Source organism: Bacillus thuringiensis, from assembly GCF_001595725.1.
In the GTDB taxonomy this organism is placed as follows: Bacteria; Bacillota; Bacilli; order Bacillales; family Bacillaceae_G; genus Bacillus_A; species Bacillus_A thuringiensis_K.
The window spans coordinates 214,175-236,033 of sequence record NZ_CP014283.1 but is presented as its reverse complement, the minus strand read 5'-3'; the positions used below and the strand labels follow the sequence as shown (position 1 = coordinate 236,033).

The following is a 21,859-nucleotide window of genomic DNA, read 5'->3' as shown; positions in this document are numbered from 1 at the left end:
ACTATTTGTATACTTTTAATTTCCTTATACGTTTTAAGCTAAGGTATTTGAAATCATTGTGATAATAAATATATCCCCCCGATTAAAAGTGCCGCAGCAACAATTAATATTATTACTCCATCCGGCCTATTAAGAATTTCTTTTATATGTTTTTTTGCTATTTGCTTAGTTTCTCCACTTGAAAAGAGATAAACAATGGAATGGAGAATTAGTAAGAAAAATGCCGTAATTACCTCTAACATGGCTTATGTACCTTTAATTATCCAGTAATTTTCTTGCACCTTGTATCAGACTGAGTAACTGGAATGCTTAATTTAATAGAAGCCAAATGACAAAAATTACTCCTGTAACTGCTGCAGATCCAAAAAAACCTACCAACATTTTCCCCTCAGGACCATTAATAAGCTCTTTTAAAACTTCTTTTGCTATTCGCTGACCTTTACCACTTAAAACTATCGAAAGAATAAAGAATATTACTACTAATACAAATGAAGAAATTATTAATTCCATGACTTATGTACCTCCCTAATATATGTGTGCGTTATTAATTAGCCAATAAATTCCTTGTACATTATATCAGCTAGGGTACATAAAGATATAGCGAATTATTTATATAAATTATTTTATTAATCGACATCGCATTACTATAGGATTGCTCAAGTCGGAAGAAGGCACCTTAGGGTGTCTTTTCTTTTGTCCATTACTCATTGATTTTTTATGTTCATTTGTTATAATTATTACTACAGTAGTATTACAGTAATATATTGGGTATATAATAAAAGAAGAGATGCTTGATACATCTCTTCTGGTAACTGTTGTCGTAAGGCGGGTAGTTACTAAATAAAGTTATTTTCTTTTTCTAGAACTTCCCTTTTGCTTCCGACGGCGTAGGGAGGTTCTTTTACGTTTTTTGCTAATATTACTCACCAGTTTGTTTCCATAACCGGTAACAAGAATTGTCAAAAATACTTTCAACAAATCCTGTAGCAAAGACAGTAAATATTCCATCATAGGAGTCACCTCCTTTCCCTCTACATAAAAAAAGAGAAAGGACAGCAACCAACCACCCTACGTCATACAGTTAAATCTATTCTATCATACTAGTACAATCTCACCAATATAAACAAGACCACCATTATTGATAGTCTTTTTAGGTAGATTTAGAACAATTAATTATATCGTGATTAATATATAATAATTTCGCCTTATGACCTTTATCATAAACTATTACATGGTATATATTTTTTGTACCACGCTTTGTTAATGTATTTAACCTTCGTAGGTGTTGAAGGTTTAGAACTATCCTTTAGTATAGTCATATCATTAGAACATCCTGCGGTATTTAGACAGAATGTAACTAATAAACATGATAGTAATAATTTATTCACATGATCACTTCTAATTCTTTATTAGTTAACATTTTTTCATGAAATACGTTCTTTACTAATTTTACATTACATTAAAGTTCAGAAAATATTCTTCTACTCATAAATTGTTACATTTGATCTAGGGGAACTCTGTTAATAATAAAAGTCGCTCTAGTCGAAGAAAGGCATCCTATTACTGATAAAGGTAAAACTGTTAGTTATCTAATTTTCCCAGTCATTATGTATTTGATGTATGTAACAAAGGAACTAATAGCAGAAAATGAACTGAAAGGTACATAAATGGGGACAATCTGGAAATAGATCTTTTGGTTATTTATTGTACTATAGTTTTTCTACAAAAAAAAGGTATGTGCCGAGACTAGATTATTAAAATTACAATGTAGGGGGCTGGGGAGGGAGTTAAAACAGGGTGATAAAAAAGAGTTTTAGAAAATATACCTGTGACAATTTAGAGTGTCATAGGTGTACTAATATTGTTTTGTATATTAAGTTAAAATACTATAATAAATTTTCCTTCTTTAATTTATAAAGAAATTTCACCTTCATTAGCTAATAATGTAGGGCCAATCTATATGGAAAATATGTTCAAACCTTTACTTGAACATGGCAATGTTTATACTTTCAAATTCAAGAAGTCTAAACTTAGTGTGTGATCAAACTGAAAACATCCTCATAAAACCTAGTTTTAGTCATTGGTTTAATATGAATTATATTTCTTTACAGAAAAACTACCTGCATAAATCGTTCTAGCTGTCTAGAATAAATTCCTGTTGCCTCGAACACAATTTCAGGTAATTTACCAGTTTTCTCGGTAAGCTCATATATCTTTTTTTGTAGCTCTTTAAAATCAGGCTTCAAATGTTGGATTTCCTTTTCAAAGATACATTGTTTTTGTGCATAATAAATCACCATATAACTTTTACCCATACTGATATCAAAAGCAATTACGTGTCTCATAAAGTTCCTCCTGATGGAAAATTGAAGTCTTCATCTTACACTTATCGATTCCCATTTCTTATACACGATCTCGAGGACCAACATACTAAAAACTAATTCAAATAAGGTAAGTGAAGAAGGTCAGTTTTTTTTACGGATTCAAAATCCCAAAGCACCCACGACCCTTTCTTCACTTCTACTATATAAAAAATAGTAGTGCGAACCAATGCCTTGGTCTACACTACTAATCTTAGTATGTTTTCTTTGTTATATAGAAATTACACAATAATGAACAGATTTAACACCTAAAAAGAAATTGGGTATAAGCACATTATTTTTAGAGATACATATTATATATCATGAAAAACTTCTTTGTTTTTCAAATAACGGACAGAATGATGTGAACGAAACTCACAGCAATAGTACATAAAAAGTTCGCCTTAATTGGTGAACTTTTTATTTTGGACCAAATGGACATTGGTAAAGGAAATAAGAGGTGACTTTAACACTGGATGTCTTGTATGTCGTTAAGGAAAGGTCAGCGTAATAGACGGAAAAGATAAGGTTTCTAAAGCCTAATATGTCTCCACATTCCTAATAAGATAATAAACGAAATGCCTAAAATGAGAAAATTGATATTCTCAAGTGAAGGTGTATAATTTTTTGCCTTGAATTCCTTTTACAACTTTTAAATTGATGAATATGTGAATTCTTTCTTCCAAAGAATTCGATATCTACAGAAAGGGATTTAAGGTTATTGTAAGGTAAATGAAAGTTACCTGAAAGAATCTCAGTTTAATATAAAATTATGAATTATCACAGGAGGGATGAAATAATGTTAAAGAAACTAGGAATAGGTTTAGTAACTTCCATAATTTTGTTGAGTACAAATGGTATTGCTGATGCATCTACTAACAGCGTACATGTAAAAAATGAAATGATATCTAAGAGCACAAAAAAGTGCAGTGACTGTTGGCGTGTTGGTCAATCTAGAACAGAAGATGGAGTTGCAGCAAAGCATACAACAATAGATGGAGAAAAAGTTGTCAAATATACAGTACAGGGCAATGGAAAGGTTAGAATGGATGTCATTGGTAAAGGATTTGCTGAAATTAAAGTAACTAGGGAGAATGGGAAAAGTGTATATTATCAGTTTGAGGTAATTTAATTAGTAATCAAATATAGGTTTTCATTTTAGAACGTTGCCTTCCTATAATTAGGAAGGCTTTTATTATTACATAAATAGGATAAAATAATAGTTCGCTAAATTGGCTAGGAACATAACTAAAAATGTCAGAGGAAATTTAGTAAATTGTTTCACATGAATCATCTTCTCTTGTTTGGATTAATACATATTAAAGTTTATTCTTTGCTTTGCTTTTCTTTTATAAGAAAAAATAATGTATTTTTTCATTTTATTTTAAGGAGTATTTTGTTTGCTTATCTTGATAGCAATGTGGTGTCCTACTTATCATTATGACATTTGCACTGGCTATGGTTAAAAATGAATATAATAAGATTTTCTATGTAAAAGAAAAAATCTTAATTAGTTAAATTAGAATTATTTCTATAATTTAGATAGGTGAGATGAATAGGTAGTTTAATTAGTTAACTATTTGAGCTGCCTATTTTTATAAATTTGCGAGTGGCTCCCAATAAGAAGGGATCGTTGACGTACCACATGATAAAGTGACAAGCTTTAAAATGTTTACCTACGTCTAAATACAAGTTATACACACATATATTGATCATATAAAGATATATATTACAGATAATATTATGTTAAAGGTGGCGAAATGTATCATGAAAGATTTTGTTCTCGAAAAAGAAAACATTATTCGTAAATATGGTGAATGGACCGCTTATGATATTAAATTAACGGATACTCTATATACAAGAGATATTCGACAACCAAATCCTGCATTAAAAAAAATTGTGACAATGATTCAAGATATCACACAATGTGATTTTAAAAATCTTCGAATCTTAGATTTAGCTTGTTTAGAGGGGCATTACGCTATTGAGTTTGCTATGCAAGGAGCAACTGTTGTAGGGATAGAAGGAAGAGAATCAAACATACAAAAAGCTATATTCGCTAAAGATTTATTAAGGTTGGAAAACTTAACTTTTTATCAAGATGATGTAAGAAATTTAAGTGCTGAAAAATATGGTCAATTTGATATTGTTTTATGTTCTGGTATTTTATATCATTTAGACTGCTCAGATGTATTCCCCTTTTTAGAAAAAGTGTATGAAGTATGCAAAAGGTTTGTAATAATTGATACTCATATCACTTCTACTCCTAATGTATCAGTACTTTATAATAATTATGAATATAAGGGACACACAATGCTAGAACACTCTGCTAATTCATCAATAGAAGAACGTTTAAAATCAAAATGGGCATCATTAGATAATGTTACTAGTTTTTGGATGACAAAATCCTCTCTATACAATTTTTTAACGCGAACAGGTTTCTCTTCTATAAATGAATCCAGAAGTTTAGTTCAAGAAGATAGGATTACTGTTGTAGCTTTTAAGAAATATCCTATAGAAATTAAAAGCTCTCCTGAAACAGAAAAATACATTGAACCCGATTATTTAGAATGCTAAAAATAACACGTTTAAGTTTAATATTCTAATCAATCTGTATGAGGTAAAACTATATGTCATTTAAGCTAAAATCTTAAAGTATCCCTAAACAAAATTATTAGTTTTCCAAAAGCTATTTATATAAATGCAACTCGTTGTTTCCGTTTTGGGGCACTATAAAGTTTTAGCTTTATATAGATGGGATAGCACCACATTGCTATCATCTTAAAGAAATACTTCCGAAAACAAAAAATGAAAAGAATAATAAAAAAGCTTATCATTACGTTTTAAAGGATAAGCTTTTTTATTTTAGTTTAATTACAAGTTTTGAAATTCTTTTACTACTTTCATAATAAACTTAAAGATGCTCTTTTCGACCTTGTAAAATTAACCCTTCATTATTTAAAAGCCGTGATATACCAAATAGCAACAACATTTCCATTTTTATCGAGTACTCTGCCTTCAGCTGCTCCTTCTTCATATGCTGTTACTACACCAGTTTTAGGGTTTACATAAATTTTGTTTTCACTAAATAAGACATATTTGTATTGTTTTCCGTTTGGCGTCATTGACCAAGGTTTCCCCACTTTAATGTGCATAAATTCACCTTGCACGTCAGATACTTGATAACCCGATTTTTTTGATTCTTGATTGTTTACTGCTGCGTGAGTTTTAGTAGTAGCAAAAGTTCCTAAACCTCCAATTCCAATGGCAGCTGCTAACGCAATTCCAACAAATTTTTTCATGTGATAATGCCTCCTTTTTTAATTCATACCTGTATATTAAACGGTTAGTCTTTCATGTCACTTTCATTTACCTTACAATAACCTTAAATGGGTTTTTGAAAATTCTGACCGATGCGAGGGAGAGTATGAAAAAAAATATATTAATCGTTGATGATGACAAAGATATTATTGATCTTTTAAAACTTTTTTTAGAAATGGAAAATTTTTTTGTTGTAGAGGCTTCAAATGGCGAAGTTGCCTTAAAGTGTCTAGAAGAAAATCATATTGATTTAGCTATTGTTGATATTATGATGCCCAAAATGGATGGTTATCAATTAATTAAAAAGATTCGTGAGACGTTACAATTCCCGATACTTATATTGTCAGCCAAATCTCAAGAAGTAGATAAAATTATCGGTTTAGGGATTGGAGCAGATGACTTCATTACAAAGCCATTTAGTGCTTTAGAAATTATAGCTAGAGTTCAAGCTCACCTTAGAAGATCCTATGAATTTAATGATAAGGCTGTAGAAGGTAAGGAGAAGCAAATTCATATGGGTGATTTAGTATTAGATCATCATTCTTGTATACTCTATAAATCAAGCGAATCCATTTCTCTCAGTGCTACGGAATATAAAATCTTAGCACTTTTTATGGAAGAACCAGGGAGAATATTTACTAAAAAACAAATTTTTGAAAGTGTATGGTCTGATTATTACTGTGCAGATGATAATACGATTATGGTTCATATTAGTAGACTACGAGAGAAATTAGAGGATTCTCCTAAGAATCCAGTTTATATAAAAACGATCCGGGGACTTGGGTATAGATTTGCTAGGAAGGAAGAACTTTATGAAAAATAAAGTTTTATATATCTTAATTAAAAATTACGTTATATTTGCACTAGCAATAGGTTTCACGGTGATAATCTTATTTATATTTTTGATGTACCAAACAGAAAAGCAACTAGGAGAGCTAAATAATTTAAAAGCAAGTGAAGTAGTGCGTGAAAACTTTGAAACTATTAATTCAGAATCAATAGAATCATTTGGTGGTTGGGTAGAAATTCTTAATGAAAATTTACAAGTTATCTATACCAAAGGGGAAAAAAAGGATAAGCTTTTATCATATTCACAAAGAGAATTTACTACTTTATTTTTTGATAATGATCAACTTCCTTATTATTCATCTGTAGCAACATTTGTAACGAAAAAAGGTGAAACATTATATTGCCTTGTTAAGGTTCCTAAAAAAGCAATAAAGTATGAATATACGTTTTCTGATAAAAATGAGGAATACGTATATGTTTTTTATAAGATATTACTTACTACAATCGTTTTATTTTTTGTATTTTTCTCTATGAATGTATATATATTTAGTAGGCAAATTGCTAGGAAAATAACCAGGCCATTGGATAAACTAGCAACTGGATTTGAGAAAATTGCTAGTGGGAAATATGATAAAAGGTTAAACTATGAAACATATTTTGAGTTAATGCAAATACAGCATTCGTTTAATGTTATGTCGGAAAAACTCGATAAAATAGAAAAAGAGAAGAAGAGGTTGGAAGAAACCAAGCAGAAGATGCTTGTAGATTTGTCTCATGATTTAAGGACACCAATTACAACCGTTCAAGGTTATGTTGAAGCATTACAACTAGGGATCATTACAGAAAAAAGTGAAAGAGAAAGAACCTTGAATGTAATATATAATAAGATTCGAATCATTGCGGTGTTAACTGAAGATATTTTTGAACTGTCTAAATTAGAGCATTCTGATTACCCTTTTGAAGTACATCCAACTGATGTATCTGAGTTTATTCGTGAATTGCTTGTAGAATATTATGATTTATTTCAAGCGAAGCGCTTAATCCTTCAATATCAAATTCCCTCTAAAGAAGTGATTGCTCCAATTAACAACAGGCTATTATACCGGGCTATCTCTAACATAATATCTAATGCTCTACAGTATAATGCGGCAGGTACGACCGTTTTTGTATCGTTAATTGAAGATAAAACCAAAGTATATATAAACATTATAGATAATGGAATTGGAATACCTGAGGATATGAAACAGAGTATTTTTGATGCATTTGTTCGAGTAGATGATTCTCGAGAAAATAATGGGGGATCAGGTCTTGGATTAACTATTGCTAAGCATATAGTAGAAAAACATGGAGGGAGCATAAATTTAGATAGTACAAAGAAAAAAACACATTTCTGTATTTCTTTACCTAAATGCAGTGTGTAAATATCTTATGAAAAGTGTTAGTAAGTTAAATGGTTGAATAAAGAGAAAACGCACGATTTAGTTCCTTTAAACTTAACTCTGGTTCATATAAAATGGAAGCTTTACAGTTTACAAAATAAAAAAGGTGCTTATTTCAATTTCTTGTTTTATCATTTTAGTCAAGATAGTTCCTTTAAAACATGGTATAGATAATCAGTACGATTAAAGGAGAGATATTAGTCATTGCTTATCAATGGTAAGGTAGACGTATAGGATTTAACAAAGAACACATGCAACAATACAAATAATAATTTGTATGTGAACGTAAAAAATACCAAGACTGCCCTGGAGAGGAGGGGGGTCTTGGTATTTTTTTGTGAAGATTACGATTTTTTAAGTGATTTTCATATTCTGTTCACCATACTAACATCAAGTTCTTTAATTCAATCGTTTTAATTTCGCAAGTGTATTCTTTATCTTCCACATATCGGTGGGTAATCTTTGTATAAACTGATCTTATCTCTAAATCAGAATTGTTACCCCATCACCATGAAGTTAAAGTTTTTAAGGCCCCAAAAATGAAAAATATGCTATTCCATTTGTAGAATTATAGGAAGGGTGCGTATTTTTCTTTTTGTTTTGCTAACTTGATGTTAATGTGGTGTAACCTTAAGTATTTAAAAATTAAAAAATTCCCTTAATCATGTTAAAGGGACCTTGCTCACGCAAATGATCTGTAAATCAATTCATTTTTGATATACAGATCATTTGTATGATAATTTTTATAAATAATTGCTAAATAGTGAATTTACATAAATGCTTTTAGAAGTTCTTGAATTAATGGGATTGCTCCACCTATAAATTTTAAAACTGCCATTGCGATTTCCATATTATTCGCTCCTCTTTTTTCTTATTAAGATGTGGTGAATCTTTATAACCTTATTATAGTAAACGCTTACAATTATAACAATACATTTATGTATGCAATATTGCATATTTATACATTAGGCCTCTATTAGCCATTTTTTAATGTTACCATAGCAAGGTGAGAGTCTATAAGGGTTCTCATTAATAGGAGGAAATATGGAAAGAGTGCAAGCGATTTACAGTAATCAAAAATTTAAGAGTTGGGTTAAACAGGTATTAGCTGTAGGAGGAATAATAGGGTGCTGCTATTTGGTGTTATATGTTTTTTGTTTCTTAGTTATCATGTAAATATTATACAACTAAACTAGTAGAGTCTTGCCTAGAGAGGTAAGGCTCTTTTATTGTAGTACCGGGAGATGAGCAAACTACATACAATAACTCTTAGGTTTTTCAGATCACTTTGTATGGTTCCTTGTTTAGAACACTAATTCCTATCATTGAAAACAGAATTCTATTGATAAAAAATATGTTTTTACTAGATACATATTAAAAAGACAAGCATAAATTATATTAGATTTTGGCAAAATCTTTTTGCCTTGGAAAAGGATTTAAATCTTACTGATAGATTTGATTCCTTTTTTATATACCATAATCCTCATATTACTACGTAAATATAATACAGTAATAATGGTTTAAAAGCAAGAATATTAGTAGGGGTACGTTCACACATCCATCAACTTAAGATTTTAAAGTAGCCCTTGAACAAAAAAATCTTTTTTTATTGATTGATAGTAAACAAGAAAGGTTAGCAAATCAACAACTAAGAGATTTCTTCAGGTAAGCTAATAAGTAATCTATCAAAAGATCCTTTACAAAATTTACCGTTTTAGCCAAGAAGACTCCTTCCTCAAGGAGCGTGAAGGATCACAGCCCAGTGAGTAGGTGGGAGATGAATTGGCTTCGAACAAGGGATGACAAGAAGCCATCTTAATCAATAGCTAAATCTAATAATAAATTAATAAAAGAATGAGTTTTCCATTGTGTACGAATTTCAACATTTCCATAACAAAATTCATTAATAGTGGTTAAGAATGATTATATAGAAAATGGGAGTCATAGTGTAAATTTTTCTATAGATATTGATGGCTTAATATCTAACCCATATACCTGCGGAACAAACATTATTCTTAATAGCCTCATAGAGATTAAGAAACGTTATAAAAATTCTTCAAAGATTCTAAAACTGAGGATTCATTAAAAATACATTGGTAGCATAATGTGGTAGGGGAAATAAACGCTAAGGAAAAAGTATTATGTTTATTGCAAATGAAAATAAAATGTATGATCCTCAGGTAAGGGTGACAGTGGATTAAAACTGGAAAATAAAGTGTCCAGTAAATAAGGAAATATTAAAGGTAGAAGAACAGAACTTTTGAGTATTAGTGGAATCGCTCAGGAAGAAATAGTGACAGCGAAATTTAAAATTACTAATTTCTGTTCATCGATTCCGAACTTTGATGAAAAATACAAGTGAAACGCTGCTAAATAGCAGCGTTTCACTTAGTACATAAAATATATATTATTCCTTTTAAATTAACTATCAAAGTAGAGGTAGTATACCATTATCATAAAAAAATTAAGGAAAGTCCAGTACAATACCGAATCCATGCCAAAGAAGCTGTCTAATGAAATAATGTGTCTAACATTTTGGATTCACTTCAGTTATGTGTGCTTTTTTTACTAAATATCTAGAATGCATTATAATAAGTTGTTATCTTCTAGTAGTTGATACCAATCATCATTTTTATTACCTACAGTATCACTAATTCCTCCAGCTTGAACAAATTTACTACCTAATTCACAATATTTTCTCCCTAAATAGTAATGTTGTAAGAAATTATTCAAATTACCATAGGATTCAATAACAAAGTTTTGATCAATTAAATCCCCAAACAAACAAGAAACTTCACCATTAATTTTATTAATAAATAATGGATAGTTTTCTATTTTTCCTATACATATCCAATTATTAGTACCACCTGGCATATCATCGGTATAAAACTGAATACTATCAAGTTTTTCATGACCAAATATAGTTATTACTCCGCCATTTAATATTTCGTATTTTCCTATAATAAAATAATAATCTTTTAAAACACCTTCCTCTAATTTTTTGTCAAAGTTGTCTTGTATTTCTATTATTTCCCCAATCAGCAAACTAAATGGGTCATTACCTAAAATGTCTTTAATTAATTCTATTTTTTCTAATACTGATTTGTCCATTTTCTACTCCCTCTCAATATTTATCTTCACTCTCGAACCATAAGGGGCATCTTTTAATTGTACTCCTAAAATTCCACCAATTCGTCTATTTGTAAATTGATCCATGAATTGAAGGTTACTTCTAACGTCTTCTCCATTAAGGCCTAAATCCCAGCGGTGATCTGGATCCATATCATACTTTACTTTATCGATTAATTCTTTTGCTAATTTTTTATCTTTTGGATAATAGATTTCAATAATCTTTTTTATAACATCCTTTCGATACTGTTTTGTAACTTGAGGATCTCTAATAGGTTTTGTCTTTTGTAATAAGTTTGCATCACTCAAATCTTGTAATTTTTTCACTTTACGATCAAAATCACGTAAATTCATATCACGAAATTCATTGCCCCATTTTACATTGTTTTCGAATTTTATAGTTACTTCGTAATACTCACCTAATTCATCTACTTTTTTTACAGCGGGGGGAATCTTTCTTTTTCCTATGTTTTTTCCAGATTTACTTAATTTACTTTCCCCACTGTTAATTCTTATAAAAAAATCTTTAGACGGAGAAATTTCACTTTTAAGTGGGCTTGTACCGGCAAAAGCAAATCGATCTTTTAATGGTAAGTGGCTTGAAATATAAGGTGTATCACCTGAAAATTTCGTTAACTTTACAGAGTCTCCAAGGGAAGTTACTTTTCCAATTTGGCCTGCTCCTTTATCTCCAATCCATCCTAAACCAAACTCCATAAAAATATTTGTTCCCCATTGTGTACGACTTTCAGCATCGCCATGCCAAAATTCATTCATAAAAGTGTCTGAAAAAGTATTTATCATGGTATAAGCGGTTTCTATAGGATGACCTGCAGCATATTTTAGGTTTTCCTTTGTCACTGTATCGTCTAACGAATTGTATGTCTCTACTAAATCGCCAATAAATTTTCCAGATCCATTCCAAACCCCTTTTATAAACTTTTCTAGTATATTCTTTTCAGAAGAACTACTTAATAGTATACCAGATTCGATTAGATTATTTGTTTTTATACTATTATCTAATCGAATATTATTGTCTAGATATTCATGAATAGAATCTGCCCATTCCATATTTATTCTTTGTGTACTAAATGTACCGCTTGCAGGGCTGAAGCCTTTTCCACTTTGAACCTCAGCAAGGCCTGCAGCGATACTAGCCGCTAATTGAATCGCGGTAGCATAGTTATTACTAGATGTTTGATTAAATTCATATAGATGTTCTAACTTTTCCTGGATTTTACGGCGCATCTCAATAAATAGGTTAACCATTGCATCCATATCCGGTAGTGGCATAATTTGTTTTGTAACTTCAATACTTGCTATCATTCGGTCAATCTCTCGGATTTGTTCTAATAGTTCTTGTTCAACTACATCTGTTGAGGCGACTCTTGATTGAAACTCAGCAGGAAAAGATTCATTTTGATGGAGTAATTCTTCACATAGGTAAATAATCCCCTGTGCTAAAGGAAGAAACGTTTCTGCAAAATACATTTTCGCACTATAATAAGTCTGACCCTGTAGGACAGAATCACCCACAAAACTGTCGATAGACTGGATTACTTGCTCCATACTTTGTATAGTAGCAGTACAAAAAGCATACATAGTGTTTGTTTGGGATTGTACCTCTCCAAGATACATATTTAAACTCATAAATTGGCCTCCCTAGCAAGTTTTTGTTTTTGATGAGTGAGGTCATTTTCTAGATTGTATAATTTTTGTTTCTCTTGAATTAATGTTTCCTTTTGTTCTTCTAATTTATAAGAAAGGCTTCTTTCAATTTGTTGAGTTTCTAATTGTATATTGGTAAAAAAGCGAAAGAGTTCTTTATCACCATGCCATGTTTCTAAAATACGATGAAAAAAGCGATGGCTGCGTATTTTTAATTCTTGAAAGTCTGCTTCTGCTTGTTCTTGTGTTTGTATTGCGCGTTGATTTTGGTATTGTTCCTCGGATAGATTCATTAGATTTTGACTCAAGACCTTCATTTTTTGTTCTATTTCTTGATTCATTTTTTCCGCCTACCTTTTTGCTTATATATAAGTTAACAGAAGGGATAAAGGAAAAATTCTTAAAAAAGCTAAAAATTCTTCTGTAATTCGTTGTCCATTCGTTCAAACTCTGTTGCTACAGACTGTATATTGTCAATGGATTGCTGAAAGGCAGAAAGAAATTGTCTAGTTAATTCTAATGCTTGCTGGTTTGCTTCCTGCGCTTTGGAATTCACGATTAAAGTTGTACGTGTTGCGTGCGTTATTGATTTACCTGTTGCATTTTGAATTGCGTCAGAAGCTGCTCTCATTTGAGTAGCAATTTGTTCAGCTTTTTGAACATTACTTTGAAAGATTGCCATTATAATATAACTCCTTACTTCAATATGTTTTTTAATAGTAAAAAGAAAGGGCTATGTATTTTATTATGTTTAATATTAAATTAGCAGTATTTTCATATGTTTTAAAACATAGCCTTATATTAATTGATTGATCCATAAAATGGAATACGATATTAATTATACCAATAAATCACTAGATTTACTTAGGCGAATTTTAGCTTTCATACAAAATCATTCATTTTATAATAAAGCACATTATATTGTAGCCTAGAAGGATAGTAGAGCTGTGGAAATACAAAAATTAATGAAAGAGTTTGAAATAGCCCCTAACTCTGCTGTTGCAGCAATTCAGAAAATCAGAATAGGGTTATGGGTTATTGGAGAGCAGTATAAAAATAAATCAACTAAGGAATGGAACTTGAGTAAATAACATAGCATATAGGAGGAAAAGCATGAAGATTTGGCAATAAAACTTTCTGATTTATGGGGAGAAATTTTTATTGAATGTGTAGAAGGGGGATAAACAAAGTGACTGTCCTATGTTTGGGGAGAAACTGGTACCTTGATGGTTAGTGAAAAGGCAAAAGAATTATTAAAGTCTATATTAGGTGCTAATGTTGAATTCTTACTTTTTGTAAGCAAATCAATTAGTGAGGAATATTATTTAGTTCATGTTTTGAATGTACTAGATGCAATTGATAGTAATAAATTAATTTTTTAAAAAAACTGATTACAGGTTTAATAATAGGATGTGAAAAGTTCACATTTGATTGTAATGTTGTTCAAAATGAAATAATTTTTAAGGTTTATATAAATGGAAAAAACTATCCTACGGCTGTTTTTATTTCTGCCGCGTTGAAAGTTCTTATTGAACAAAGTGATTTGAAAGATTTTGAATTTATTGAGGTATGGGATTCAGAGGCGGGTGCATAAAGAAATTTAATAAAATCAGATTATTGATGTAAATTCATACCCTAAAAAGTAATAAATAAAAATATAAGAGGCTTCTGTATTTGCATAAGCCTTTTCTTAGGTTTAAGCGCAGAAAGCTTGAAGGATATGAATGATACCGATATAAATTATGAATTTAATGTAAGCTATAGAGAAATGATTGAGGCAGGAGTTGATCAGAAAACTGCTAGAAAGGTATTGGTAGATGCTTATAAATATTTTGATAGTTTGGGGGGATGAAAAATGATATATTTATCCAATGTTTCTGGTTTAATAAAAAATAATCCAGCAAATGATATTGAAATTCAAGAAATAGAAGATGTAATGAAAGTTGAATTACCAAATGTACATAAAGATTTATTGAAATATACAAATGGTTTTTCTATAGGTGGAGGATTAATAATTTATGGTACTGATGATATTATAGAACGAAATGAGACTTGGGAAGTAACAGAATATGCAAATGGTTATGTTGCTATTGGTGATGATGGTAGTGGCAATGTTTTTTTAATGTCACAAGGTGCAGATGTACGAGCAGTAAGGGCTGTTGATTCTGGTGATATGAATCTAAATCATGCCACTGTAGTTACATTAGATTTTATTGATTGGGTAAATACGGGGTGTTTGAATCAAAAAATACAGATAATAAAAGAAGAAATCCCTGATACGTGTAATATAGTTTTAATAGAAATTCCTAATGGAGGATTAAAAGATTTAGTAAAGATAAAAAGTGTACTAGCACTTGATATTTCAACAGGGGAACTATTAAAAGGATTGAAAAACCTTCCTTTTACACTAGTAAAAGGAGCTCCATATGGTAAAGCAAAAAAATTAATTGAAAAATTAGGATCTGTTGGTTTAGCACTAAATAAAATACCAATGGATAAAAAATAATTAATGTTATATATAATTTGAAATTATGCTTTTACACAAATTGGACTTGGACTTATTGGTGATAAGGGGACAAGTAAAGTCACTACATTAGCAAAAGGTGCAAAATTCTCTACAGGAATGTCTTCTTTCGCAAATAAATTGCCACTGACGGATCGGTTGGCATTTGCAGGTGCAAGTGGATTTGGAAGCAATCAAATAAAAACATTTGAAGTTTTACGCAAAGCTCGTGAAACATTTATGTTTTCTAAAACTAGTGGAAGAAGTAAAGTTAAGGATGTACAAGAAGTAATTCAGGAATATGCAGATAAAGTTTTTGATAGAGTTGAGATGAAAAATGAATATCCCGATTCCTATTCAGCATCTCAAAAACTGCGTGCAGAACTTAAAGATGCAGGAGTTGAAACACCGCCATATCCTAATGCAACACATCATATTGCACCTTGGAAGGATAAAAGGGCAAAACAAGTGCAAGAGCTATTAGAAGAGTTTGAAATACACCATGATTCAGCGGCTAATGGAGTATTTTTACCCTATAAAGTGAACGATTATGTGACACTGAAGCGCTACATATAGGTAATCATAGTCCAGAGTATATAAGGGAAGTATACAGAGTATTAAGTGAAGTGAAACGCTTTGGGGGTAATCAAGAAGATGCAGTTGCTGCCTTGCATAGTATAAGAGAGAGGTTATTGGATGGTAGTTTAAAACTAAATTAATTTAACCAATCATAGATACTTAATAATTAAATTCTGAAGGAGTAAAAAGGTATGAAAATTTGGCAATTAAAAAGCTTATTTGATAACTATCAATCTTTTCAGCTACTAAATTTAAAAGAAGACCGTAAAAAATATTTTGATGGGAAAATTGATTTGGCAATAAAACTGTCTGATTCGTGGGGGGGAATTTTTATTGAATGTGTAGAAGGTGATAAAAAAAGTGACTGTCCTATGTTCTGGTGAGAACTTGGTACACCAATGATTAGCAGAAAAGCAAAAGAAATATTAGAGCCTCTAATCTGTAATAATGTTGAGTTCCTTCCATTAATTCATGATGTTACAAGTGAAGTTTATTACCTAATAAACGTTCTAAATACAGTTGATGCAATTAACTACAATAAAGCAGTTTTGGAAAAACTAAGTACAGGGTTAATAATAGGGTTCGAAAAATACGCATTTTTAGCCAATAAAGTTGAGGGGCAGATAATATTTAAAACATTTTTAAATCAAAGATTACATTCTTCTACTGTCTTAGTATCTGATGAATTTAGAAATAAAGTTTTAGAAAACAATTTAAAAGGTTTCGAATTTGTTGAGGTATGGGATTCAGAAGAGGGTGCGTAAAGAAATCTAATTTAATTAGATTAGTAATGTGAACCCATATCTAATAGAGTAAAAAAAAGCTTATGCACTTGTATAGGCTTTTTATTATGAATAAGTATAGAAAATGATGGTAATTCATATTCAAGATATATTTTAGAATCACAAAGTAACTAGTAGTAAACAATTTTTTGTTACGTAATATTCTATTTTACTTTAGAAGATAAAAGAATAGTTAAGGGGAATAAGCATGAAAATATGGGGATTAAAGAGTGTATTAGATAACTATGAGTCTTTCCAGTTATTAAATTTTGAAGAAGATCACAAAAAATATATTGATGGAAAAATAAATTCAGTAACTCATTTAGCAAATTCATGGGGAAATATATATATATAGTGTATTGAAGGAGATATTCATAGTGATTTCCCTAAATTTTGGGGAGGAACTGGTGCTCCAATGATTAGTGAAAAAGCCAAGCAAGTACTTAAACCTTTAATAGGTGATAATGTTGAATTTTTACCACTCTTACGCAATTCAACTAGTGAGGTATATTACTTGGTCCACGTGTTGAATGTACTTGATGCAATTGATGGAGATAAAGCAATCTTTAAAAAAATAATTACAGGCCTTATAGTAGGTTGTGAAAAGTTCGAATTTGATTTTAATATAGTTCAAAATGAAATGATTTTTAAAGTTTACATAAATGGAAAAATTCATCCGACGGTTGTCTTTATTTCAGACGAGTTGAAGGCTCTTATTGAACAAAGTGAATTAAAAGGTTTTGAATTTATTGAAGTATGGGATTCGGAAGTGGGGGCCTAAATAATCTAATAAGATGCTCCTATATCTAATAGAGTAAAAAATAATTAAATTCAAGAAACTTACACTATCGAAAAGAAATTTAACTATTAAATCTACCATATGCATAAGTCGATTATAAGATCCGGGAAATTTAAATATATGTAAATATTATACATTTTTGTAAAAGGCATTCATTGACACTCGTGTATATAAGTAACTATACTCGTTACATCAAATTGAATGGGGGATAATACGATTTCATTCTTATTACAAACATGTAAATATAAAAATAGAAAATCTCAATTTGATAAATACAATGGTAGAGGTGTTTATTTTAATGAAGCACAAATTAATTGCAACAGGTATCCTTGCAGGAGCTATATTATCCTATTCTTCTAATATTTTAGCAGATACTCATAAATTCCCTGATGTTCCTACATGGGCTGATAAATCCGTTAATTATTTAGTTGATAAACAGGTATTAAATGGTTATCCAGATGGAACTTTTGGTTCAAATGACTCATTAGACAGAGCTTCGGCTACAAAAATTATGACAAAAGTTTTAGGTATACAAATTGATCCTAATGCAAAACCATCTTTTACAGATTCACAAAATCACTGGGCTACTCCTTATATTGCTGCTGCTGAAAAAGCTGGGATTGTTAAAGGGGAAGGTAATGGAATCTTTAATCCATCCGGAAAAGTAACTCGCGCTGCTATGGCTACGATGCTAGTAAATGCATATAAACTACAAAGCACTGCAAATCATAATGAGCAGGTTAGATTTGAAGATTTAAAAGGGCATTGGGGAGAAAAATATGCCAATATTTTAATAGATTTAAAAATCTCTAATGGTACCGAGAACGGTTGGCAACCAAATAGATTTATAACACGTGCTGAAGCTGCTCAACTTACTGCAAAAACAGATATGTTACAACAAAATTTAAACGATGAAAAAGAGATTATTACTGCTACCTCATATGAAGATTTAAATTTAACAGTGGCTTCGAAAATTACAGCTCAAGAGATTGATAGCTTTATTGTGAAATATCATTCGGATAGTCCTTTAGTTGGCCATGGGCAAGATTTTATCAATGCGCAAAATCAATATGGCGTGAGTGCTCATTATTTAGCAGCGCATGCGATTTTAGAATCTGGATACGGAAAATCAGAAATTGCATATCAAAAACATAATCTATTCGGTCTACGTGCATATGATGGAGATCCGTTTAAATATGCGAAATATTTACCAAGCTACGGCGATAGCATTGCTTATAACGCTAATTATGTACGAGAAAGATATTTGGAAGAAAACGGTATGTATTATAACGGGCCAACATTAACTGGCATGAACGTAAAATATGCATCAGATAAAAGCTGGGCTAAGAAAATTGCGGGTATTATGGAACGTATTAAACCGTTCCATGTAGAAGACTATACATATGCAAAAAAATTACCAAAGAATCCTGAAACATTAGATGTCGACGCGTTATCTAATGAAATTCCATATAAAATGTATGCAGATGGTTCAAGCTCAAATGTTGTATCATCAGCTACTTACTATCAGGTACCTTATCCATTTAATTTAAAAATTAAAAGTAGACCAGATGTAGCTGTCGAGGAGAATGAAGTTGGTACAGTAACTCCTGGAACAACCATCTTTATTTATCGTGAAGATCCGAATGGATGGGTAGAATTCTCTTTTGAAGCTAATGGAGAAAAATATTGGACATTAAAAAATAAATTAAGTATGTAATTAAAAAGATCTATTTCACTAGTTTTAATCACATATAATTGAGAGACAAGTTTTTTACTTTCTTAAAATAAAGTTATGTATACAAGAAAAGTTAGAGAATTATTTTCTCTAACTTTTCTTCGCTAGTATTTGAAATTAAAAAGATGGTGGAGTTACTCCAAATATAACAGTGACTTTGTTTAAAGAAGTGTTTTCCCATTTATGCTTTGCATAAGGTGGGATTTTAACACTATCACCTGTATTGAGAAGTAAAACCTCATCATTTAGATATAGTTTCACTTGTCCTTCCATAATAAATGCTATTTCTTCCCCTTTATGTGCCACAGGCTCCATAGATGAAGCAGTTTGAGGTAACAGATTCATTAAAGCCAATTCTAGTGCTCCATCTAAATTAGGAGATAACAGCTCATACGAAACATTGCCGCTTTCAGGAAAAGTTATTTTTTTCCTTTGGTTAGCTCTTACAACTAATTCTTCTGTATTGGTATCCTCTAAGAAAAAATTAAACAATGGAATATTTAATGCTACAGAAATTAATTTTAGTGTTTGTAATGAAGGATTTGTGATTCCTTTCTCAATCTGACTTAACATGGAAGGTGTTATATCAGCTAACTCTGCTAAACGCTTACTGGTTAATCCGGCACCTTTTCTAAATGCCCTAATTTTGTGACCAACATTAATATCGTTCATATATGTAATCCCCTTTAAATAAGCAAATGAAATTAAATTTTAGTTAATTTTATTTACTTATACTTAATATATTGTTAATATATACTTAATTATAATAAAGTATGGTTAATTTTAAAACATCATATGTACATATGGCAGCAGCTGCGAAAAAGTGGGAAAAGGTTTACTTAGAAACAAAGGGGTTACTATTTTTAAATATACAGCGGGCTATAGTAAAGCAGTAGAAGAAGGAAGAATACAAGTTAATAAGAATCAAATGTGCTATTTGATTGACGATGAAAAATCAAAGCATTTATTTTAAGGTTATGCAGTAGCTGATACTCGTCTGAATAATTGATATACAAATAAAAGTTGATGAATGGCATCCTTTATTTGTATATCTACCATGTGGAATAGGATTTGGTGGAGTTTCGTTCAGTTTAAAAATTATGGCATGTGATCATGTACATGTAATTTTTGTTGGGCCTATCCATTCTCCGTATATGCTATTAGGTATGATGACCGGATTATATGATGGGATTTCCATACAAGATTTTTAATGAAAAGGATTCTAATAAGTAAAGGACAACTTAAGAGTAGACTTCAATGCTGTATTGTAAAATTTTTAAGGAAGTGAAAATAGTATGAAATCAGCTTTAAATAGTATTATGATCTCTTCGATTCTTGCAGTAGGAGGGATCATTGCGCTTTTGTTTAATTTAATGGGGGATCAAGATTGGATCTGGAATTGGGTAGGGCTATTACTGGCATATCTATCTTTGGGCATTTTAATCGGTTTATATAATAAAACTGTGGATCACAAAACATTTCCTAAAATACTAAAAAGAACTTTGTTTATTTCCTTTAATGTTACTATATTAGGGATAATCATAGGGGTAACATACCAACTATTAGGAAAGTGGAATCTTACTATAATGATGTATTATTGGTTGATAATTTTATTATTACATTTAATTACTATAATAACATTAGTCATCCTAGTATTTGAAAACCGTAATAGTAAAAATTATAGCTTACTATATAGTTTTATTATACTTTTAAACATTGTCCTTACCTTAGGACCAGTATTATTTCCAGTAGTTCTAACTATTATAGGAAATGCCATGAACGCTAGTGCAGGGCACTAATTTTCACCTATACAGATTATTATTAAGATAGAAAGAAGATTATAATATGAAAATTAAGCTTAAGAAAAAGAGAATTATAAGTGTATTGTTGGCTATTACTTTAGTAGCAATAGGGTATTACATGTTTCAATCTATTACGAATCCTAAGCTGGTAAATGCGGAAGAGGCAAATAGTGTTCAGCAAGTGAGCAGTCTACCTAAAAATGAATTGAAAAAATTGATACCTAGTCGTTTTGATGGTAAAGAAAGAAAAGTTGCATATTTAACTTTTGATGATGGACCAGGAAAATATACAGCTAATCTATTAGATGTACTAAAGAAAAATGATGTGAAAGCAACATTCTTTTTAATTGGCGATAATGTGAAAAGGTTCCCAGATTTAGTGAAACGAGAGCATGTAGAAAACCATTATGTGGGCATGCATAGTATGACACATGATTTTAAAAAGCTATACACCAATCAGGAATATGTGAAGGAAATGAAAGAAGATCAATCTTTAATTAGAAACGTTATTGGAAACACACCGAAATTAACACGTCCACCATATGGATCAATGCCTGGTTTAAATGAATCACTTCGAAATGAAGTGGTAGGAAATAATTTGAAAGTATGGGATTGGACAATTGATTCTTTAGATTGGAAATACAATAAATTACCCGTTGATGTAGCAGCTGCAAAGATTGTTCAAAATGTCTTAGCAGGTGCGACGTCTTCAAAGGAAATTGTTTTAATGCACGATATTCATCCACAATCTGTCGCGGCAGTTCCAGCAATTATAAAAGGGTTAAAAGAAAAAGGGTACGAATTTGAAGCTTATGATGAGAACAATCATTTTCCAATAAACTTCTGGCATGATAATCGTATATAAAGAGATATATTAGTTAAAAGAAAATCAGAATGGAATAAGCAATTCATATAGGGTTTAAATATTTGTAAGAGCGTGTTTAGATAGATGA

The 21,859-nt window shown here is 30.7% G+C and carries 20 protein-coding genes and 6 pseudogenes; 15 read left to right on the top strand and 11 right to left on the bottom strand.

Annotation, left to right across the window (positions count from 1 at the left end):
- Positions 1–53 precede the first annotated feature (53 nt).
- The 4 genes and pseudogenes from AXW78_RS27190 to AXW78_RS27180 all read right to left on the bottom strand — a co-directional run.
- Positions 54–242 carry a hypothetical protein gene (locus AXW78_RS27190; RefSeq protein ID WP_000895160.1) on the bottom strand — a complete coding sequence of 63 codons (189 nt, stop codon included), beginning with the start codon at positions 240–242 and terminating at the stop codon, positions 54–56.
- A 67-nt stretch (positions 243–309) separates the two neighbouring features.
- Entirely contained in the window at positions 310–510 is a 201-nt protein-coding gene (locus AXW78_RS27185; RefSeq protein ID WP_000420168.1) for a hypothetical protein, read from the bottom strand.
- 336 nt (positions 511–846) lie between these two features.
- Complete coding sequence (locus AXW78_RS34565; RefSeq protein WP_165375055.1) at positions 847–1,011, bottom strand: hypothetical protein; 165 nt, start codon at positions 1,009–1,011, stop codon at positions 847–849.
- A 1,109-nt stretch (positions 1,012–2,120) separates the two neighbouring features.
- Positions 2,121–2,345, bottom strand: a pseudogene (locus AXW78_RS27180) (hypothetical protein); the annotation flags it as partial.
- 814 nt (positions 2,346–3,159) lie between these two features.
- On the opposite strand from AXW78_RS27180, the gene AXW78_RS27175 reads away from it, so the two are divergent.
- Together AXW78_RS27175 and AXW78_RS27170 are read left to right on the top strand one after the other, a co-directional pair.
- Positions 3,160–3,492 carry a hypothetical protein gene (locus tag AXW78_RS27175; RefSeq protein WP_000914230.1) on the top strand — a complete coding sequence of 111 codons (333 nt, stop codon included), beginning with the start codon at positions 3,160–3,162 and terminating at the stop codon, positions 3,490–3,492.
- Between the two features lie 635 nt (positions 3,493–4,127).
- Positions 4,128–4,937: a class I SAM-dependent methyltransferase gene (locus AXW78_RS27170; RefSeq protein ID WP_000651399.1), complete on the top strand. Its 810-nt coding sequence runs from the start codon at positions 4,128–4,130 to the stop codon at positions 4,935–4,937.
- 377 nt (positions 4,938–5,314) lie between these two features.
- On the opposite strand, the gene AXW78_RS27165 is transcribed toward AXW78_RS27170, so the two are convergent.
- Complete coding sequence (locus tag AXW78_RS27165; protein ID WP_000714876.1) at positions 5,315–5,662, bottom strand: hypothetical protein; 348 nt, start codon at positions 5,660–5,662, stop codon at positions 5,315–5,317.
- A gap of 125 nt (positions 5,663–5,787) precedes the next feature.
- Here AXW78_RS27165 and AXW78_RS27160 point away from each other — a divergent pair, with 125 nt between their 5' ends.
- Positions 5,788–6,504 (top strand): response regulator transcription factor, encoded by a 717-nt coding sequence (locus AXW78_RS27160; RefSeq protein ID WP_000739374.1) that lies wholly within the window; start codon positions 5,788–5,790, stop codon positions 6,502–6,504.
- Positions 6,494–7,891, top strand: a complete 1,398-nt coding sequence (locus tag AXW78_RS27155) for a sensor histidine kinase (protein ID WP_000792428.1) — start codon at positions 6,494–6,496, stop codon at positions 7,889–7,891. The genes AXW78_RS27160 and AXW78_RS27155 overlap by 11 nt, the downstream gene beginning before the upstream one ends.
- Positions 7,892–8,678: 787 nt before the next feature.
- On the opposite strand, the pseudogene AXW78_RS34560 reads toward AXW78_RS27155, so the two are convergent.
- The 5 genes and pseudogenes from AXW78_RS34560 to AXW78_RS27130 all read right to left on the bottom strand — a co-directional run bounded on the left by AXW78_RS34560 (position 8,679) and on the right by AXW78_RS27130 (position 13,388).
- Positions 8,679–8,865, bottom strand: a pseudogene (locus AXW78_RS34560) (hypothetical protein).
- Positions 8,866–10,495: 1,630 nt separating this feature from the next.
- Positions 10,496–11,020, bottom strand: coding sequence for a hypothetical protein (locus AXW78_RS27145; RefSeq protein ID WP_000361639.1), 525 nt, complete (start codon positions 11,018–11,020; stop codon positions 10,496–10,498).
- 3 nt (positions 11,021–11,023) lie between these two features.
- Entirely contained in the window at positions 11,024–12,688 is a 1,665-nt protein-coding gene (locus tag AXW78_RS27140; protein ID WP_000056088.1) for a T7SS effector LXG polymorphic toxin, read from the bottom strand.
- A complete protein-coding gene (locus AXW78_RS27135) occupies positions 12,685–13,047 on the bottom strand; it encodes a DUF3958 family protein (RefSeq protein ID WP_001070984.1) in 363 nt (120 codons plus the stop codon). Before AXW78_RS27135 ends, AXW78_RS27140 begins: the two co-directional genes overlap by 4 nt.
- A 68-nt stretch (positions 13,048–13,115) precedes the next feature.
- Positions 13,116–13,388: a TIGR04197 family type VII secretion effector gene (locus AXW78_RS27130; RefSeq protein WP_025689740.1), complete on the bottom strand. Its 273-nt coding sequence runs from the start codon at positions 13,386–13,388 to the stop codon at positions 13,116–13,118.
- Positions 13,389–13,653: 265 nt separating this feature from the next.
- Here AXW78_RS27130 and AXW78_RS34555 point away from each other — a divergent pair, with 265 nt between their 5' ends.
- The 8 genes and pseudogenes from AXW78_RS34555 to AXW78_RS27100 all read left to right on the top strand — a co-directional run bounded on the left by AXW78_RS34555 (position 13,654) and on the right by AXW78_RS27100 (position 19,086).
- Positions 13,654–13,797 carry a hypothetical protein gene (locus AXW78_RS34555; protein WP_165375049.1) on the top strand — a complete coding sequence of 48 codons (144 nt, stop codon included), beginning with the start codon at positions 13,654–13,656 and terminating at the stop codon, positions 13,795–13,797.
- A gap of 42 nt (positions 13,798–13,839) precedes the next feature.
- A pseudogene (locus AXW78_RS34995) lies at positions 13,840–14,300 on the top strand (imm11 family protein); the annotation flags it as partial.
- Positions 14,301–14,426: 126 nt separating this feature from the next.
- Complete coding sequence (locus tag AXW78_RS35325) at positions 14,427–14,558, top strand: hypothetical protein (protein ID WP_258010522.1); 132 nt, start codon at positions 14,427–14,429, stop codon at positions 14,556–14,558.
- Between the two features lie 3 nt (positions 14,559–14,561).
- Positions 14,562–15,212 carry an SMI1/KNR4 family protein gene (locus tag AXW78_RS27120; RefSeq protein WP_061884945.1) on the top strand — a complete coding sequence of 217 codons (651 nt, stop codon included), beginning with the start codon at positions 14,562–14,564 and terminating at the stop codon, positions 15,210–15,212.
- 21 nt (positions 15,213–15,233) lie between these two features.
- A pseudogene (locus tag AXW78_RS27115) lies at positions 15,234–15,928 on the top strand (AHH domain-containing protein); the annotation flags it as partial.
- Between the two features lie 51 nt (positions 15,929–15,979).
- A pseudogene (locus tag AXW78_RS27110) lies at positions 15,980–16,552 on the top strand (imm11 family protein).
- Between the two features lie 226 nt (positions 16,553–16,778).
- A pseudogene (locus AXW78_RS27105) lies at positions 16,779–17,351 on the top strand (imm11 family protein).
- A gap of 316 nt (positions 17,352–17,667) precedes the next feature.
- Positions 17,668–19,086: an S-layer homology domain-containing protein gene (locus AXW78_RS27100; protein WP_061884944.1), complete on the top strand. Its 1,419-nt coding sequence runs from the start codon at positions 17,668–17,670 to the stop codon at positions 19,084–19,086.
- 135 nt (positions 19,087–19,221) lie between these two features.
- Here AXW78_RS27100 and AXW78_RS27095 read toward each other — a convergent pair whose 3' ends face one another.
- Complete coding sequence (locus AXW78_RS27095; protein ID WP_000997925.1) at positions 19,222–19,776, bottom strand: helix-turn-helix domain-containing protein; 555 nt, start codon at positions 19,774–19,776, stop codon at positions 19,222–19,224.
- 151 nt (positions 19,777–19,927) lie between these two features.
- Between AXW78_RS27095 and AXW78_RS27090 the strand changes: the two genes are divergently transcribed.
- The 3 genes from AXW78_RS27090 to AXW78_RS27080 all read left to right on the top strand — a co-directional run bounded on the left by AXW78_RS27090 (position 19,928) and on the right by AXW78_RS27080 (position 21,771).
- Positions 19,928–20,077 carry a serine dehydratase gene (locus tag AXW78_RS27090; RefSeq protein WP_231122468.1) on the top strand — a complete coding sequence of 50 codons (150 nt, stop codon included), beginning with the start codon at positions 19,928–19,930 and terminating at the stop codon, positions 20,075–20,077.
- A gap of 322 nt (positions 20,078–20,399) precedes the next feature.
- Complete coding sequence (locus AXW78_RS27085) at positions 20,400–20,903, top strand: DUF3902 family protein (protein WP_061884943.1); 504 nt, start codon at positions 20,400–20,402, stop codon at positions 20,901–20,903.
- 46 nt (positions 20,904–20,949) lie between these two features.
- Positions 20,950–21,771 (top strand): peptidoglycan-N-acetylglucosamine deacetylase, encoded by an 822-nt coding sequence (locus AXW78_RS27080; protein WP_000694592.1) that lies wholly within the window; start codon positions 20,950–20,952, stop codon positions 21,769–21,771.
- Positions 21,772–21,859 lie beyond the last annotated feature (88 nt).

Bases quoted from the DNA above. Each gene is read 5' to 3' on its own strand.
- AXW78_RS27190 (WP_000895160.1), bottom strand. From the start codon at position 242: ATGTTAGAGGTAATTACGGCATTTTTCTTACTAATTCTCCATTCCATT.
- AXW78_RS27185 (WP_000420168.1), bottom strand. From the start codon at position 510: ATGGAATTAATAATTTCTTCATTTGTATTAGTAGTAATATTCTTTATT.
- AXW78_RS34565 (WP_165375055.1), bottom strand. From the start codon at position 1,011: ATGATGGAATATTTACTGTCTTTGCTACAGGATTTGTTGAAAGTATTT.
- AXW78_RS27175 (WP_000914230.1), top strand. From the start codon at position 3,160: ATGTTAAAGAAACTAGGAATAGGTTTAGTAACTTCCATAATTTTGTTG.
- AXW78_RS27170 (WP_000651399.1), top strand. From the start codon at position 4,128: ATGAAAGATTTTGTTCTCGAAAAAGAAAACATTATTCGTAAATATGGT.
- AXW78_RS27165 (WP_000714876.1), bottom strand. From the start codon at position 5,662: ATGAAAAAATTTGTTGGAATTGCGTTAGCAGCTGCCATTGGAATTGGA.
- AXW78_RS27160 (WP_000739374.1), top strand. From the start codon at position 5,788: ATGAAAAAAAATATATTAATCGTTGATGATGACAAAGATATTATTGAT.
- AXW78_RS27155 (WP_000792428.1), top strand. From the start codon at position 6,494: ATGAAAAATAAAGTTTTATATATCTTAATTAAAAATTACGTTATATTT.
- AXW78_RS27145 (WP_000361639.1), bottom strand. From the start codon at position 11,020: ATGGACAAATCAGTATTAGAAAAAATAGAATTAATTAAAGACATTTTA.
- AXW78_RS27140 (WP_000056088.1), bottom strand. From the start codon at position 12,688: ATGAGTTTAAATATGTATCTTGGAGAGGTACAATCCCAAACAAACACT.
- AXW78_RS27135 (WP_001070984.1), bottom strand. From the start codon at position 13,047: ATGAATCAAGAAATAGAACAAAAAATGAAGGTCTTGAGTCAAAATCTA.
- AXW78_RS27130 (WP_025689740.1), bottom strand. From the start codon at position 13,388: ATGGCAATCTTTCAAAGTAATGTTCAAAAAGCTGAACAAATTGCTACT.
- AXW78_RS35325 (WP_258010522.1), top strand. From the start codon at position 14,427: ATGAATGATACCGATATAAATTATGAATTTAATGTAAGCTATAGAGAA.
- AXW78_RS27120 (WP_061884945.1), top strand. From the start codon at position 14,562: ATGATATATTTATCCAATGTTTCTGGTTTAATAAAAAATAATCCAGCA.
- AXW78_RS27100 (WP_061884944.1), top strand. From the start codon at position 17,668: ATGAAGCACAAATTAATTGCAACAGGTATCCTTGCAGGAGCTATATTA.
- AXW78_RS27095 (WP_000997925.1), bottom strand. From the start codon at position 19,776: ATGAACGATATTAATGTTGGTCACAAAATTAGGGCATTTAGAAAAGGT.
- AXW78_RS27085 (WP_061884943.1), top strand. From the start codon at position 20,400: ATGAAATCAGCTTTAAATAGTATTATGATCTCTTCGATTCTTGCAGTA.
- AXW78_RS27080 (WP_000694592.1), top strand. From the start codon at position 20,950: ATGAAAATTAAGCTTAAGAAAAAGAGAATTATAAGTGTATTGTTGGCT.